This is a genomic window from Agrobacterium sp. LAD9 (genome assembly GCF_003031125.1).
GTDB classification, from domain to species: Bacteria; Pseudomonadota; Alphaproteobacteria; order Rhizobiales; family Rhizobiaceae; genus Agrobacterium; species Agrobacterium radiobacter.
The window spans coordinates 1-15,486 of the sequence record NZ_PHGS01000006.1 but is presented as its reverse complement, the minus strand read 5'-3'; the positions used below and the strand labels follow the sequence as shown (position 1 = coordinate 15,486).

Below are 15,486 nucleotides of genomic sequence, written 5' to 3'. Positions count from 1 at the left end.
CCACCATTCTGATCCATGCCGCGACGCCGTCTTGATTTCCATCAAGGCGGCGTCGCGCATTGCGCAGCATCTTTGTGTGCGAAGGGCCGACGTTGGCTCGGGATCAGATGGGAACTTCAGATGACGGACATGTCCAGAACCAGCGCCTCGTTTCAACGCTTCATGACCGACGCCCCGGCTCACAAGGCGGCATGGCTTCAGGCCGTGCAGGGCCTGGGCGCGGCCTCCACACTCGATGTGAAGACGCAGAGCCTGATCTATATCGGTATTCTGGCCGCCCTGCGTCTGGAAAGCGGCATCGCTTTTCATGTGACGGAAGCCAAGGCGCACGGCGCAAGCCAGGAGGATATCGTCAGCGCGGTGCTGACCGGTCTTCCCGCCGCCGGCAATGGCGTGATCAGCGCGCTTGGCCCTGCTCTCGATGCCTTCGATGGAGGCTGAAACCCGTTCCACGCGGCATCCCGAAACCGCCGGAATTGAAGTGCCGGCTCACTGTTTTTCTTCATGAATCCCGCTTTTCCCGAAGCGGGAGCAGATTGTCCCGAAAAAATACGGAGTCGGTTCAAGGGGTTAAAATTCTTTTAACTTTTGCCTCTGGACACGGCGAATCGCATTTGATTCATTAGAGATATTCAAGCGGCGGCGCTTCGAATCACTGGGGACATCTAAAAGGCGGGACAATGACGAACGTGCGGCGGGCGACTGCGGGCGATGAGCGGCCGTATGCCAAATTTTCTGATCTTGCGGCCTGGGGCGAAAGGCTTTCCAGCGACCTGATGGGTTTGATGAATGGCTCCGACCGCCCGGCGCCGCAGGTCGAAACCCTGCTGAAACGTCTGATCCCCATTCTCATTCTCGCCTTCCTCGTTGTTGTCGCTGCCTCCCGCATGCTTGGCATCGTTGCCGAATACAGCCGCATGGAAGAGGCCGCCCGCCACTCCACGGCGCTGACGGCGCTGACGGCGAAAGCGGCCCTTATTAACAACGGTATCGTTTTCACCGGGCAGGACCGGACCCGCGCCGAGGCGAGCCTTGTCGCCGCGTTGCCGTCGGGCAGCCTTGCCGATGGCACCATGGTACTGCTGTCAGGCAGCAATGGCCGCATCTTCGCGGGCGCGGGCAAGGAGGCGATGCTTTATATCGGCACCTCGCTGCCCGCCCTGCTTCCCGAAATCGCCATCGTGCAGCGTTTCCCCGGCTCGCCCGGCACCATCGAGACCAACATCGATGGCCAGCAGCATTATGCGACGATGATCCCCTTCGGTGATGATGGCGCCATGGTGATCGCGGCGCGCTCGCTGCAGCCGATCCGCTCCTTCTGGCGTAGCGAAATCGCCATGAACGTGACGCTGTTCGCCGGCATCTCCTCCATCCTGCTCGTCGTGCTCTACGCCTATTATATGCAGGTGAAGCGCGCCCGCGACGCCGACGACATCTTCGCCGAATCCAACCTGCGGGTGGAAACGGCGCTGTCACGCGGGCGCTGCGGCCTCTGGGATTTCGATCTTTCCAGTCGGCGCATGTTCTGGTCCGGTTCGCTTTATGAAATTCTTGGGCTTCCGCCGAAGGCAGCACCGCTCTCCTTTTCCGATGCGGCCCGCATGATGCATTCCGAAGACGGCAATCTCTACGAGCTTGCTCGCGCCGTCGGCTGCGGCAACCTGCGCCAGATCGACCAGATTTTCCGCATGCGCCATTCCAAGGGTCATTATGTCTGGCTGCGCGCCCGCGCCCAGGTCATCCGCACCAATAACGGCCCGCGCGTCATCGGCATCGCCATGGATGTCACCGAACAGCACCGCCTCGCCCAGCGTTATGCCGAGGCGGACCAGCGCCTTGCCGACGCCATCGAATCCACCTCGGAAGCCTTCGTGCTGTGGGACAAGAACGATCGCCTCGTCATGTGCAACACCCACTACCAGAAGGCCTATGGCCTGCCTGACAGCGTGCTGGTGGCCGGCACGGAAAAAAGCACGGTCCATGCCGCAGCAGCCCGCCCCGTGGTTGAACGCCGCGTTGCCGATCCGGACCAATCCGGCCTGTCGCGCACCATGGAAGTGCAGCTTGCCGATGACCGCTGGCTGCAGATCAACGAGCGCCGCACCCGTGACGGCGGCCTCGTCTCCGTCGGCACCGATATCACCCTTCTGAAGCGCCATCAGGAACGGCTGCGCGATTCCGAACGCCGGCTGATGGCAACGATCGGCGACCTCTCCGCCTCGCAGCACAAGCTGGAACGGCAGAAGACGGAACTTTCCGACGCCAACGCCAATTATCTCGCCGAAAAAGAGCGTGCGCAGGCCGCCAACCGGGCGAAATCCGAATTCCTCGCCAATATGAGCCACGAGCTGCGCACGCCGCTCAACGCCATCCTCGGCTTTTCCGAAATCTTGCAAAACGAGATGTTCGGGCCGGTCGGCTCGCCGAAATATTCCGAATATGCCCGCGATATCCATGACAGCGGCAAACACCTGCTCAACGTCATCAACGATATTCTCGACATGTCGAAGATTGAAGCGGGCCATATGCGCATCAACCGCGAGACGATCGATCTTGCGCCGCTGATCGAGGAGACGCTGCGGCTGACCGCCATTCAGGCCCAGCAGAAGAACATCACCGTGCAGCAGAAGGTCTGCGCCGGGCTGACCATGCAGGGCGACCGCCGCGCCATGAAGCAGATCATGCTCAACCTGCTCTCCAACGCGGTCAAATTCACCGGCGACGGCGGCCGCATCGCGCTGCGCACCCATGTGCATGAGGCCGCGATGATCCTCACCATCGCCGATACCGGCATCGGCATCCCCGCGCAGGCGCTCAACAAGATCGGCCAGCCTTTCGAGCAGGTGCAGAGCCAATATGCCAAGAGCCAGGGCGGTTCCGGGCTTGGGCTGGCGATTTCCCGCTCACTGGTGAAGCTGCATGGCGGGACGATGAAGATACGCTCATGTGAGGGTCGCGGCACGGTGGTGACGATCATTATTCCGCATACGGCGGGGGTGTGTGGGACGGTGCATTGAGCGTTGGACGATGTTCGCGCCCAACCGACAAGGGCCTAAATTATAGGGAAATTGGCTCTTCCATCATTTACTTTTGGTCTCAATTCTTAGCAGGGCATATCGCAATATTAGCAATAGCCAGATGAAGAAAAACATCGCCGCGATCAGGGGCACAAAGAACAACAATCGCAGTGCCAATAAGCAGATATCTAGTGCAAAAGCAGCTACAATGGGGACGGAGGCGTCTCCTGCGGAACACTTAATCTCGTCGAGATGGATTTGGCATCCATACGCGTATGCAATGATATCCGCCGATATATTTAAAATAAGAGGTAAAAAAAAGAACAATAATATTGCAGGCAGTATATAGAAATACACCTTCATGCTCAGCTTCTTCTTTCTATGATCCGATTCACTAATTACCGTTCTTCACCACCGCCACAAACGCCTTGCGCACTGCTTTCGCCAGCCGCTTCACCTCTCCCTCAAGCGTTGAAATATCCGGGCAATCCCCCGCCCGGCACACGAGGTCGATCAGGCCCGCCGGCGCCTCTTTCGGATTGAACGTCCCATCAATGCACAGCCGCACGATCTGCGATATTTCGGTATAAAGCCCCATCGCCGCCATGCAGTCATCGAAAGCCTGCGGCTCCATGACAGGCGCGGCGAGCGCCTGCAACGCCTCGGCCGTATTGCGACCCGGTTCGTGCGCAGCAAGCCCCTTCACCGGCCCCACCAGCGCCAGATATTGGGCGATGAATTCGAGGTCGATCAGGCCACCGTTGATGAGCTTGAAGTCCCAGTTGTTTTCCGGCGGTTTTTCCTGCTCGATGAGGTTGCGCATGTCCAGCACGTCGACGGAAACCTTGGCCGCATCGCGCTTTTGCGAAAGGATGGAAGCGATGATGCGGCGCGCATCTTCCATCAGCGAGGCATCGCCGCAGATCAGGCGGGCGCGGGAGAGCGCCATGTGTTCCCAGGTCCAGGCTTCCTCGCGCTGGTATTTCTCGAAAGCGGAGATGCGCGTCGCCACCGGCCCCTTGTTGCCGGAAGGGCGAAGCCGCATGTCGACCTCGTAAAGCACGCCTTCCGCCGTCGGGGCCGATAAGGCAGCAATCAGCCGTTGGGTAACGCGAGTGAAATAGCGCACCACATCGAGCGGCTTTGCACCGGTGGATTCATGGGCGGCATCGTCATAATCGTAAAGCAGGATGAGATCGACATCCGAACCAGCCGTCAGCTCGAAGGAGCCGAGCTTGCCCATGCCCATGACGGCGACACGGCCACCGGGATAGAGCCCATGCGCCGCTTCCATCTCCGCCAGAACCGCATTCAGCGCCGCCTCGATCACCAGATCGGCCAGGTGGGTGAAAGCGCGGGCGGCGACTTCGCCGCGGATTGCGCCGGTCAGAAGCCTGACACCGATCAGGAAGCGCTGTTCGGCGGCAAAGATGCGCAGCCGGTCGAGAATATCCTCGTAATGGCGGGCGTTGGAGAGGAAATTGCCCATGCGGTGGGCGAGATAATCGCGTGTCGGGATGTCGCTCATCAGCGCCGGGTCCAGCATGCCGTCAAAGACATGCGGGCGGGCGGCGATGATTTCGGCAAGGCGCGGTGCTGATGACATGATGGTCACCAGCAGGTCGAGCAGCGCCGGATTGTTGCCGAGCAGCGAAAACAGCTGGATGCCGGCCGGCAGGCCGGAAAGGAAATTATCGAAACGCAGGAGCGCCTCATCCGCCCGCTTGCTTTCACCGAAGGCGCGCAGCAGGTCCGGCGTCAGCTCCGTCAACCGCTCGCGCGCCTCGACCGATTGGGTGGCCCGGTAACGGCCATTGTGCCAGGTGCGGATGACGCGGGAGATATCCTCCGGCCGCTCGAAGCCGAGGGCGGAGAGTGTTTTCAGCGTATCGGGATCGTCCTTCTGGCCGGTGAAGACCAGATTGCCCGCCTCGCCGGAGAGTTTCGTTTCCTGCTCAAACAGCGCGGAATAACGCCGCTCCACCAGCCGCAGCACTTCTTCCAGCTTTTCCGAAAAAGCCTTGGTGTCGTCAAAGCCGAGCATGAAGGCAATGCGCTTCAATTCGGCTTCGGTGTCGGGCAACACATGGGTCTGTTCATCGCGCACCATCTGGATGCGATGCTCCACCTCACGCAGGAACCAGTAGGCGTCGGTCAGGCTGTCGCGCGTTTCTGCGTCGATCCATTTCGCCTCGGTCAGTGCGGCAAGCGCCTCCTGCGTTGCCCGCACACGTAGCGCCGGCATGCGGCCGCCGGCGATGAGCTGCTGCGTCTGGGCGAAGAACTCGATCTCGCGGATGCCGCCGCGCCCGAGTTTGACATTATGACCCTTCACCGCAATCGCGCCATGGCCCTTATGGGCGTGGATCTGCCGCTTGATGGAGTGGATATCGGCAATCGCCGCGTAATCGAGATATTTGCGGAAGATGAAAGGCGTCAGCTCGCGCAGGAAGTTCTCGCCCGCCTTCATGTCGCCGGCCACCGGCCGCGCCTTGATATAGGCGGCGCGTTCCCAGTTCTGCCCCCGGCCCTCGTAATAAAGCAGCGCCGCTTCCACGGGAATGGCGAGCGGCGTCGAGCCGGGGTCGGGCCGCAGCCGGAGATCGGTGCGGAAGACATAACCATCGGCGGTGCGCTCCTGCATGATGCGCACCAGACGGCGCATCATGCGTCCGAAATTCTCCGTCGCATCATAGGGATCGTCCATGATGCCGGCTGAGGGTTCGAAGAACACCACGGCGTCGATGTCGGAGGAATAGTTGAGTTCGCGCGCACCGAGCTTGCCCATGCCGAGCACGATGAGGCCCGATCCTTCGCTGGGGGCTGCGACATCCTTCAGTTTCAGCTTGCCGCTCTCATGGGCCGACAGCAGCAGGTGATCGATGGCGGCGGAGAGCGCTGCATCCGCCATGTCGCTCAGCCAGCGGGTCGTATCACGCGCGGTGAAGATGCGGGCGAGATCGGCAAGTGCGGCGATAAAGGAAAGCCGCCGCTTGGCTACTCTCAGCCGCGACATCACCTCGTTTTCGCTCGGTATACCGCCCTCGTTCCCGGACTTCCAGCAATCGCGCGCCTCGCGGACGAGACCGGTCAGCAGCGGCTCAAGCGGTTTCGAAATCGCCAGCGACAAAAGCCCTTCATCCGCCGACGCCATGTCGCGCAGATAGGGAGACAGCGTGAAAGCCGCAGCGATAAAGTCTTTGAGCGCGCTTTCCCCGGCAAGCAGCGCGGCCACCGCCGGCTCGCCCTTGCCGATATCCTTCAGCGTCGAAAGAACGGATTTCAGTTCCGTCTGCGTATAGGGACGGATCATCCCCGGCAGAACCTCGCTCAGCCGCCTTTCAGCGGTTTCCCGTTTCGTCACTGTCTCTCTCCCTCTTCCGCCTATTCTCTCGCCGCTCTTCGACCGTGCCCGGCTTTCAGGACCGGACGCACCGCATCCGAAACGTCCCTGCCGCCGCACCTTTGCCGAAGCCTCCCGGCGCATGCATGTGGCGTTGTAACAAATGCGGGCCGCTTTGCGATCAGAAAACCGCCGGTGGCGATGTTTTCCAAAGCGCCGCACCGCGTAATGTCTCCGCAATTGTGCCCGCGTAGCGTCATCCTCAACGAAACCCGACTCCCCGGTTTTCCAACGCTCGATGCTGCAACGGATATGATCATGAAACAGATTTTTACAGTGAAATGGCAAAAGAACCTGCGCGCGATGGCCCTTTGCCTGACGACGTTGCCCGCCGCGCAGGCGATCTGCACACCGGTCTTCGCCGCCGATATCGGCAAATCGGACAGGGTGGCCGATCCGCAGGGCAATTTCGACAATGCCCGTTACAGCAGCTCCAGCGAGTGGAAGATCACGCTCGGCGCAGGTGCGGCCTATGCCCCGAAATATGAAGGTTCGGACAAGCTGGAAGTGGGCGCCGTTCCGCTGGTTTCCGTCCAGTATGGAGAAACCCTGAGCATCGATTTCAGCGGCGTTACCGTCAATCTTCTGAACCAGAACGGCTTCCGGCTGGGCGTCAAGGGTGGATGGGAAGCGGGGCGCAAGGAAAAGGACGACAAGAAGAACCTGCGCGGGCTGGGCGACATCAAGGCCGGCGGCGTGGTCGGCGGCGTCATCGCCTATGGCGTCGACCCCTTTGAAATCTACGCCAAGGTGGACAAGACCATCGGCGGCAGCGAAGGCCTGACCGCCACTGTCGGCGCAAGCGTCTCGAAGAAAGTCGACCAGTTCATCTTCGGTGCGGATCTCTCCGCCACCTGGGCGGACGACAACCACATGAAATCCTATTTCGGTGTCACCTCGGCCCAATCCGCCCGTTCCGGCCTGCGCCGTTATGACGCCAAGGCAGGCTTCAAGCGCATCGACGCCAGCGCCTCGGTTTCATATCTCATGACGGAGAACTGGATGATCACCGGCACCGGCGGTGTCGGCTTCCTGCTGGGCGACGCCAAGGACAGTCCGGTGGTGAAAAAGGATATCCAGCCCTTCGCCATGATCGGCGTGGCCTACACGTTCTAAACCGCGCGGGAGAAGTACGCGACCGCGAACCCGCCCACCATCCCCATGAGGAAAGGCGTCCCTACCCTCACGCCTCCTCATCCAGTGAAACGCCGCAAGGCGTTTCACTGGGCCGCCATATTCAAAGAATCCTGTCCCGGTATTCCGGCGGCGCCACCCAGCACTCTTCATGCTTTCCGAACCAGCGGTAGCGATTGCGGGCGACAAAGCGATAAACGGGATCGCGCAGAAATGCGGGAATGATGCGCAATAGGGTAACAAGCCGCCAGGGCATGCCCAGCGCCTCATATATGCTCAGCACAGCATCGCTGTCCTGCCGCACCCTGCCGCCATCCACGACCAGCATGCTGACGGGATCTTTCGGGTCCATATCGTAACGACGGTAAATTTCAGCACCGATCTCGCTCTGCATGGAGGCCAGACGGAAATATCCGGCCCTGTCATGCCGCAGCACGAATTGCGCATTCACGGAACACAAGACACATTCCGCATCGAACAGAATGATCGGGCCATGCCCGTCGTCGATCAAGGGAACCGTAGCTGCCACCCGTCACACATCCTTTCGTCCATCGCACGCGATTTCCGAACAGAGCCATTGCGTCAATCAACGGAACCGTTCTCCAGATTATCTTTCAATATAATCTTGAAAAACAGTCATTTCCCGGAAAATCCCGCTCATTCGCCGAAACTCACCGGTGCGGAAACCCACTGGCACCATCAGTCAACGATGCTTACGCCTTGGGGATGGGAAACACCATCGAAACCGTCAGCCCCGGGCAGGCAGCATTCGAGGCATCCGTGTCCGATAGCACCAGCGATCCGCCATGCAGTTCCATGACGGCCTCCACCAGCGACAGGCCGAGCCCGGTTCCCGGCTTGGAGCGGCTTTCATCCAGCCTGACGAAACGTTTCAGCACCTCGCCGCGCTTGTCGGCGGGAATGCCGGGACCGCTATCGGCGACAGAGAGCACGATGGCCTCCGGCTCTCTTGTCAGACGGACGACGAGTTTCTTGTCACCTTCGCCCTCGCAGGCATATTTCATGGCGTTGTCGATGAGGTTGGAGAGCGCCTGGCCGATCAGTTCGCGGTTGCCCTTTACCGAAAGGTCAGCCTCTATTTCGGCTTCCAGAGCAAGCCCGGCATCCTCGGCGACAGGCTCGTAAAGTTCGGCGCTGTCGGCGGCAATTGCCGAGACGTCGACATCGGTCATTTCCGCGGCGATCGAACCGGCCTCGACGCGGGAAATCATCAAGAGCGCGTTGAAGGTGCGGATAAGCTGGTCTGACTCGGCGATGATGCCTTCAAGGGCCGCGCGCCGTTTCGTCTCGTCATTGTCGTCAAGGGCGGCGGCCGCCTTGTTGCGCAGTCGCGTCAGCGGCGTCTTCAGGTCGTGGGCGATATTGTCGGAGACCTGCCGCAGGCCTTCATTCAGCTTCTCGATGCGGCCGAGCATGGCGTTCAGCGAGCCGGACAGGCGGTCGAATTCATCGCCGGATCGGCCCTGCGGCAGACGCTGGGAAAGATCGCCGGCCATGATCTTCTTGGTCGCCGCAGACATGCGGTCGATGCGTTTCAACGCATTGCGGCCGATACCGAACCAGATGAGCAGTGCGCCGCCGCCCATGATGGCGAGCGCCACCATCAGCGCATTGCGTACCAGCGCCCGGAACTTGGTCGGCTCGCCGAGATCGCGGCCGATCAGGATGCGCAGGCCGTTGTCCAGCATGAAGATATTGGCGGTGGCGAGATGCTGCACGCTGTCGCCGCTTTCGGAATAACGCTCGTAGCGGAACGGGAAGCCCGTCCAGCCCTCCTTGTCGAAGACACCGGGCTGAACGGAGGCAACGTTGCCGGCAAGGATTTCGCCATTCGGCCCGGCGATGACATAAAGGCTCGCACCCGGCTGGCGGGCGCGGCGCTCCATCATCCTGAGAAGCGGGTTGATGCCGCCGCGATTATATATCCGCTGCACATCCGAAACTTCCTGCAGCACCGCATCACGCGTCTGCTGGTTCAGCAGCCTTTCGGAAAGGGCGGTGACATAAAAGACGAGGAAGGCGGCGCAGAGCGCGAACAGCAGGATATAGAGCGCCGAAAGGCGCACCGCCGTCGACCGGAACACTATTCTGAGGCGGGCCATCTTCGCCAATCAGCCCTCGTCCTTCATCATGTAACCGGCGCCGCGGATGGTCTTCAGAAGCGGCTTCTCGAAGTCCTTCTCGATCTTCGAGCGCAGGCGGGAAACATGCACGTCGATGACATTGGTCTGCGGATCGAAGTGATAGTCCCAGACATTTTCGAGAAGCATGGTGCGGGTCACCACCTGGCCGGCATTCTTCATCAGATATTCCAGCAGGCGGAATTCGCGCGGCTGCAGCAGGATTTCCTTGCCGTTGCGGCGCACATCATGTGACAGCCGGTCGAGTTCGAGATCGCCGACCCGGTAGATCATGTCCTGCTCGGGCTTGCCCTTACGGCGGCCCAGCACCTCGATGCGGGCGAGCAATTCGGAAAAGGCGTAAGGCTTCGGCAGATAATCATCGCCGCCGGCGCGCAGGCCGGTCACGCGGTCATCCACCTGCCCCAGCGCGGAAAGGATCAGAACCGGCGTCTCGATACCGCGGCGGCGCAGCTCGCTGATGACGGAAAGCCCGTCGCGGCGCGGCAGCATGCGGTCGATCACCATCACGTCATAGGCATTCTCGCAGCCCATGAACAGGCCGCTCTCACCGTCGCTCGCGTGATCGGCGACGATCCCGACTTCGCGGAACGCCTTGGTCATATAGGCCGCAGCCTCTAGGTCGTCTTCAATGACTAGAATCTTCATGTGCGGGACAATAGCGCCCTCGCCCTTTTCCGCACAACCGGAAACAGATGCGGGAGAGACTTCCTGAACCTTGTTTTCCATGGAATTTCCTCCGAAGATCGGGCCTTAAGCACCATCGCGCTTCCAGGCGGAACAATCGCCTATGGATCAGGCGGGTGCCGCTTGTTTCTTCTCCCCGGCGGGGAGAAGAAAAGGGCCGTAGCGCCCTGCCATACTCAACCGCCCCGTCTCAAGAGCGAGATGCGATGCCGGGTCCCAAAAGAAGCCGGCATCGCGTTTCAGCTTATCAACCCTGGTCGATATCCAGAGCGATGAAGCGGCTGCCATCATCCGTCTGAATCTGGAACAGCGCCTTGGAGCGTCCGTCCTTCTTGGCCTGCTCGAGAATCTTCTCGATATCGGCGGCGGAAGCGACCTGCTGGTTGTTGACCGAGGTGATCTTCTCACCCGTCTTCAGGCCACGGGCAGCGGCATCGCTGTCGGGGTCGACATCGGTGATGGCAAGGCCATTGCCGTCATCGGCGGGAGAAACCGTCAGGCCGAGGCTGGACAGCACCTTCTCGCTGGAAGACTGGTCGCCATTGTCGTCGTTCTGGGTCGGCGTCGCCTTGGAGGCGTCGTCGCTTGTAAGATCACCCAGCGTCACCGTGACCGACTGCGACTTGCCACCGCGCCACAGCGAGATTTCAACCTTGGCGTTGGGCGCCATGCCACCGATGCGGCGCGACAGGTCGCGGGCATCCTTGACGGGCTCGCCATTGACGGCGGTGATGATGTCACCCTGCTTGATGCCGGCCTTGTCGCCCGGCGAGCCGGACTGCGGCGAAACGACGAGCGCGCCGCTTGCTTCAGCGAGGCCAAGCGATTCGGCGATATCCTTGCTGACCGGCTGGATCTGCACGCCGAGCCAGCCGCGTTCGACCTTGCCGTCCTTCTGCAGATCGGCAATCACGTCCTTGGCGACGGATGCCGGAATGGCGAAGGCGATGCCGACATTGCCGCCCGACGGCGAGAAGATGGCGGTATTGATGCCGACCACTTCGCCATTGAGGTTGAAGGCCGGGCCACCCGAGTTGCCTCGGTTCACGGCGGCGTCGATCTGCAGGTAATCATCATAGGGGCCGGAGCCGATATCGCGGCCGCGGGCCGAAATAATGCCTGATGTCACCGTGCCGCCGAGGCCGAAGGGGTTACCGACGGCGACGACCCAGTCACCGACGCGGATCTTGCTGTCATCGGCAAACTTCACATAGGTGAACTTGCGGTTCACATCGACCTTCAGGAGCGCAAGATCGGTGCGCGGATCACGGCCGACGAGCTTGGCTTCGAGTTCGGTACCGTCGTTCATGACGATCGTATAGGCGGAGCCATCATCGACGACATGGTTGTTGGTGACGATGTAACCGTCTTCGGAGATGAAGAAGCCGGAGCCCTGAGCGACGGGACGAAGCGGACCCTTGCCGTCACGGTGGCGATTCGGACCACGTTCGGAGCGATCCTGGTTCGGACCACCGAATTCCTTGAAGAAGCGCTTCAGCGGATGGTCATCAGGCAGCTGGTCGAGGCCACGGCCGCCAAAATTGAAGGAGAAATTGCTGGAGTCATCGGAAGCGGGCTGCACGTTCGACTGTACGCGAACGGAGACGACGGCGGGCGATACCGCATCGACCACGTTGGCGAAGCTTGGAACCTGCGGCGCATTCACCTCGACGGGAGCGGCGAACGAGTGGAGGATCGGGGCGGCGATGCCGGTGGAAAGCATCAGCGCCGCAAGGCCGCCAACGGTCGTGGCCTTCAGAGCCGTCTTCAGCGAGGCCGTCTTCAGCGAGGAATGGCCGTTTTGCGAATGAGACATGGTGTACCTTCTTTCTTCATTCAGACTAGGCCCCGTTTGACCGGGGGAGAAGCGGTGGATGATGAAGATATAGGAGGCGACACCTTACGGCGAAGTGTCTGACGAATGAAAAATCCGTAATGTTGAAAAAGAACCGGGGACTGAAATGGAAACCGGTTATTTTTCAATGAGATTGCGGATTCGCTCTTCTTCGTCCGCGCTCAGCTTCTGTGGCTGTTCCTGGCTTGCGCGGCGGCGGGAAAACACGAAGACGGCGAAAATCCCCGCAAGGGTGAGACCAATGGGCGCGCCCCACAGAAGCACGGTGCGAAGGCTGAGGCGCGGTTTCAGGAGCACGAACTCGCCGTAGCGCGACACGACGTAGTCAATGACAGCCTTGTCGCTGTCGCCTTGAACCAGCCGCTCGCGCACCAGGACCCGCAGATCGCGCGCCAGTTCGGCATTGCTGTCGTCGATCGACTGGTTCTGGCAGACCATGCAGCGGAGCTTAGACGTCAGGTTCCGGGCGCGCTGTTCCAGCACCGGGTCTTTGAGGACTTCGTCGGGGTTGAACGCGAAGGCTGGAGAGGCCGCAGCGAAGATGAGGGTGAGAAGAAGCCCGAGCGCTGCCACAAACTCCCTCATTCCGCCGCCTCCGGCATTGCAGCCCGCACCGGCTTCGCCTTGCGATTCGGCGCACCGACCCGCAAACGCCGGTCCGAGAGCGAGATGAAACCGCCCGCCATCATGAACAGCGTGCCGCCCCAGATGCACAGGATGAAGGGTTTCCACCAGATGCGCACCACCATGCCGCCATCGGTCATGGGATCGCCGAGCGAGACATAAAGCTGGCTGAGGCCGAAGGTCAGGATACCCGCTTCCGTCGTCGGCATGCGCCGCGCGGTATAGAGCCGCTTGGAGGACCACACATCGGCCACTTCGACACCCGCCTTGCGGATGGTGAAATGGCCGCGATCCTCGGTGAAATTCGGACCGACGGCGTGGCGGATACCGTCGAAGGTGAGGCTGTAGCCGCCCGCCTCCGCCACCATGCCCTCTTTCATCTCCAGCACCGTTTCCGTCTCGAAAGTGGTGACGATGACGATGCCGAGCACGGTGATGCCGAGCCCCATATGCGCCAGCGCCGTGCCGAAGGCCGAACGCGGCAGGCCTTTGAGGCGGCGAAATGCGATGCCGAAGGCCAGCTTGCCGAAATTGGCGCGATACCAGAGATCGGCAAGCGCCCCGAAGATCAGCCAGAAGCCCGCAGCGATGCCGAGTGCGGCCAGCACCGGACCGCCATTTTCGATGTACCAGAGCGTCAGACCCGCGAGAGCCGCAAGCGCCGCGGCCACATAAAGCCGCTGGAATGCGCCGAGCAGATCGCCGCGCTTCCAGGCGAGCATCGGGCCAAAGGGCGTGACGATCAGGATCGGGATCATCAGGAGGCCGAAGGTGAGGTTGAAGAAAGGCGCGCCGACCGAGATTTTTTCGCCCGTCAGGGTTTCGAGAATGAGCGGGTAAAGCGTGCCGATCAGAACGGTTGCCGTGGACACCGTGAGGATGAGGTTGTTGAGAACCAGCGATCCCTCACGCGAAATCGGCGCAAACAGCCCCCCGGCCTTCAGCGAGGGCGCGCGCCATGCAAAGAGCGCGAAGGCGCCGCCGATGAAGACGGTCAGAATGCCAAGAATGAAGATGCCGCGGCTCGGATCGGTGGCGAAAGCATGCACGGAGGTCAAAACGCCGGAGCGGACAAGGAAGGTGCCGAGCAGCGACAGCGAAAAGGTCATGATCGCCAGAAGCACGGTCCAGATTTTCAGCGCCTCGCGCTTTTCCATGACAAGCGCCGAATGAAGCAGCGCGGTTCCGGCAAGCCAAGGCATGAAGGAGGCGTTTTCCACCGGATCCCAGAACCACCAGCCGCCCCAGCCGAGTTCATAATAGGCCCAGTAGGAGCCCATGGAAATGCCGGCGGTCAGGAAGGTCCATGCGGCGAGTGTCCACGGCCTCACCCATCGCGCCCAGGCGGCATCGATGCGCCCCTCCAGCAACGCGGCAACCGCAAAGGAAAAGCAGACGGAAAAGCCGACATAACCGAGATAAAGCAGCGGCGGATGGATGGCGAGGCCGAAATCCTGAAGGATCGGGTTGAGGTCCTGCCCTTCGGCCGGCACCGGCTCCAACCGCAGGAAGGGATTGGAGGTGAGCAGGATGAACAGCAGGAAGGCGACCGAAATCCATGCCTGCACCGCAAGAACATTGGCTTTGAGCGTTTCCGGCAGGTTGCGGCCGAAGGCGGCGACGAGCGCGCTGAAAAACACCAGAATGAGCAGCCACAGCAGCATGGAGCCTTCATGGTTGCCCCACACGCCGGTCAGCTTGTAGATCATCGGCATCAGCGAATGGGAGTTTTCCCAGACGTTGCGCACGGAAAAATCCGAGACGGCATAGGCCCGCGTCAGCGCCGCAAAGGAAAAACCTACCAGCAGGAACATCATGACGGAGCCGAGCGAGGCGACATCCATCAGCGCCCGGTCGTTGCGGCGCGCGCCGATAACCGGCAGCGTGGAAACGATCAGCCCCACCCCAAGCGCCAGCACCAGAACGTAATGGCCGATCTCGTTGATCATTTGGTTGCTCCGGTCTTGTCGGGCGAAGTCGCACTGGCTGACGGCGTCGCGGCGGCGGGTTCCTCACCCTCTCCGCCATGTTGCCACAGGCCCTTGTCCTTCAGCCGGTCTGCCACTTCCTTCGGCATGTAATTCTCGTCGTGCTTGGCCAGCACGCTGTCGGCCACGAAGCCGTGAGTGGCGGCATCGAACATGCCTTCGGTCACCACGCCCTGCCCTTCGCGAAAGAGATCGGGCAGAATGCCGGTATAGCTGACCGGCACATTGGCCTCGCCATCCGTCACCGTAAAGCTCACCGTGCGGCCCTCGCCGCGCTTGATCGAGCCTTCCGCCACCAGCCCGCCAAGGCGGATGCGGGTGCCGGGATTGACGGGCGTCTTCTCCAGATCGGCGGGCATGTAGAAATAGGCAATCGACTGGCCAAAGGCGAACATGACGAGCAGCACGGCTGCAACGATAAAGCTCATGCCGCCGCCGATGATCGCGAGACGTTTCTGTTTGCGGGTCATTGCGTCACTCCCTGCGGCGCAGCATCCTGTTGCCCGTTCGTACGGATCGGCCCGGCGGAAACGCCCAGTTCCTTCGCCAGCGCCAGAAGCTGCCTGCCCTGTTCACCCTCCGGCGGGAAAGCCTTCAGCCCCGCCCGCAGGGCCTC

The 15,486-nt window shown here is 61.2% G+C and carries 11 protein-coding genes and 1 pseudogene; 3 read left to right on the top strand and 9 right to left on the bottom strand.

The genetic code is table 11. The features are described from left to right. The first annotated feature begins 120 nt into the window (after positions 1 to 120). On the top strand, positions 121 to 441 hold the full coding sequence (locus DA915_RS04990) for a carboxymuconolactone decarboxylase family protein (RefSeq protein ID WP_107675302.1): 321 nt from the start codon (positions 121 to 123) through the stop codon (positions 439 to 441). Positions 442 to 680: 239 nt separating this feature from the next. Further along, positions 681 to 3,017 (top strand): PAS domain-containing sensor histidine kinase, encoded by a 2,337-nt coding sequence (locus DA915_RS04985; protein WP_003509792.1) that lies wholly within the window; start codon positions 681 to 683, stop codon positions 3,015 to 3,017. A 394-nt stretch (positions 3,018 to 3,411) separates the two neighbouring features. On the opposite strand, the gene DA915_RS04975 is transcribed toward DA915_RS04985, so the two are convergent. After that, positions 3,412 to 6,381, bottom strand: coding sequence for a bifunctional [glutamine synthetase] adenylyltransferase/[glutamine synthetase]-adenylyl-L-tyrosine phosphorylase (locus tag DA915_RS04975; protein ID WP_107675301.1), 2,970 nt, complete (start codon positions 6,379 to 6,381; stop codon positions 3,412 to 3,414). A gap of 291 nt (positions 6,382 to 6,672) precedes the next feature. Here DA915_RS04975 and DA915_RS04970 point away from each other — a divergent pair, with 291 nt between their 5' ends. After that, positions 6,673 to 7,536, top strand: a complete 864-nt coding sequence (locus tag DA915_RS04970; RefSeq protein ID WP_192886426.1) for a MipA/OmpV family protein — start codon at positions 6,673 to 6,675, stop codon at positions 7,534 to 7,536. Positions 7,537 to 7,657: 121 nt separating this feature from the next. Here the strand turns inward: DA915_RS04970 and DA915_RS04965 are convergent, their stop codons facing one another. The 8 genes and pseudogenes from DA915_RS04965 to DA915_RS04930 all read right to left on the bottom strand — a co-directional run. Further along, positions 7,658 to 8,083 (bottom strand): thiol-disulfide oxidoreductase DCC family protein, encoded by a 426-nt coding sequence (locus tag DA915_RS04965; protein ID WP_107675300.1) that lies wholly within the window; start codon positions 8,081 to 8,083, stop codon positions 7,658 to 7,660. A gap of 184 nt (positions 8,084 to 8,267) precedes the next feature. Continuing rightward, complete coding sequence (locus DA915_RS04960) at positions 8,268 to 9,677, bottom strand: HAMP domain-containing sensor histidine kinase (protein ID WP_107675439.1); 1,410 nt, start codon at positions 9,675 to 9,677, stop codon at positions 8,268 to 8,270. 9 nt (positions 9,678 to 9,686) lie between these two features. Continuing rightward, positions 9,687 to 10,445 carry a response regulator transcription factor gene (locus tag DA915_RS04955; RefSeq protein WP_020009721.1) on the bottom strand — a complete coding sequence of 253 codons (759 nt, stop codon included), beginning with the start codon at positions 10,443 to 10,445 and terminating at the stop codon, positions 9,687 to 9,689. Between the two features lie 205 nt (positions 10,446 to 10,650). Continuing rightward, positions 10,651 to 12,219, bottom strand: coding sequence for a Do family serine endopeptidase (locus DA915_RS04950; RefSeq protein WP_107675299.1), 1,569 nt, complete (start codon positions 12,217 to 12,219; stop codon positions 10,651 to 10,653). A 156-nt stretch (positions 12,220 to 12,375) separates the two neighbouring features. Continuing rightward, entirely contained in the window at positions 12,376 to 12,843 is a 468-nt protein-coding gene (locus DA915_RS04945; RefSeq protein WP_107675298.1) for a cytochrome c-type biogenesis protein CcmH, read from the bottom strand. Further along, positions 12,840 to 14,831, bottom strand: a complete 1,992-nt coding sequence (locus DA915_RS04940; protein WP_003509804.1) for a heme lyase CcmF/NrfE family subunit — start codon at positions 14,829 to 14,831, stop codon at positions 12,840 to 12,842. Before DA915_RS04940 ends, DA915_RS04945 begins: the two co-directional genes overlap by 4 nt. Further along, on the bottom strand, positions 14,828 to 15,340 hold the full coding sequence (gene ccmE, locus DA915_RS04935) for a cytochrome c maturation protein CcmE (protein WP_020809581.1): 513 nt from the start codon (positions 15,338 to 15,340) through the stop codon (positions 14,828 to 14,830). Before ccmE ends, DA915_RS04940 begins: the two co-directional genes overlap by 4 nt. Next, a pseudogene (locus tag DA915_RS04930) lies at positions 15,337 to 15,486 on the bottom strand (c-type cytochrome biogenesis protein CcmI); the annotation flags it as partial. The gene ccmE and the pseudogene DA915_RS04930, both read right to left, overlap by 4 nt.

Bases quoted from the DNA above. Each gene is read 5' to 3' on its own strand.
- DA915_RS04950 (WP_107675299.1), bottom strand. From the start codon at position 12,219: ATGTCTCATTCGCAAAACGGCCATTCCTCGCTGAAGACGGCCTCGCTG.
- DA915_RS04960 (WP_107675439.1), bottom strand. From the start codon at position 9,677: ATGGCCCGCCTCAGAATAGTGTTCCGGTCGACGGCGGTGCGCCTTTCG.
- DA915_RS04940 (WP_003509804.1), bottom strand. From the start codon at position 14,831: ATGATCAACGAGATCGGCCATTACGTTCTGGTGCTGGCGCTTGGGGTG.
- DA915_RS04985 (WP_003509792.1), top strand. From the start codon at position 681: ATGACGAACGTGCGGCGGGCGACTGCGGGCGATGAGCGGCCGTATGCC.
- DA915_RS04945 (WP_107675298.1), bottom strand. From the start codon at position 12,843: ATGAGGGAGTTTGTGGCAGCGCTCGGGCTTCTTCTCACCCTCATCTTC.
- ccmE (WP_020809581.1), bottom strand. From the start codon at position 15,340: ATGACCCGCAAACAGAAACGTCTCGCGATCATCGGCGGCGGCATGAGC.
- DA915_RS04955 (WP_020009721.1), bottom strand. From the start codon at position 10,445: ATGGAAAACAAGGTTCAGGAAGTCTCTCCCGCATCTGTTTCCGGTTGT.
- DA915_RS04990 (WP_107675302.1), top strand. From the start codon at position 121: ATGACGGACATGTCCAGAACCAGCGCCTCGTTTCAACGCTTCATGACC.
- DA915_RS04970 (WP_192886426.1), top strand. From the start codon at position 6,673: ATGATCATGAAACAGATTTTTACAGTGAAATGGCAAAAGAACCTGCGC.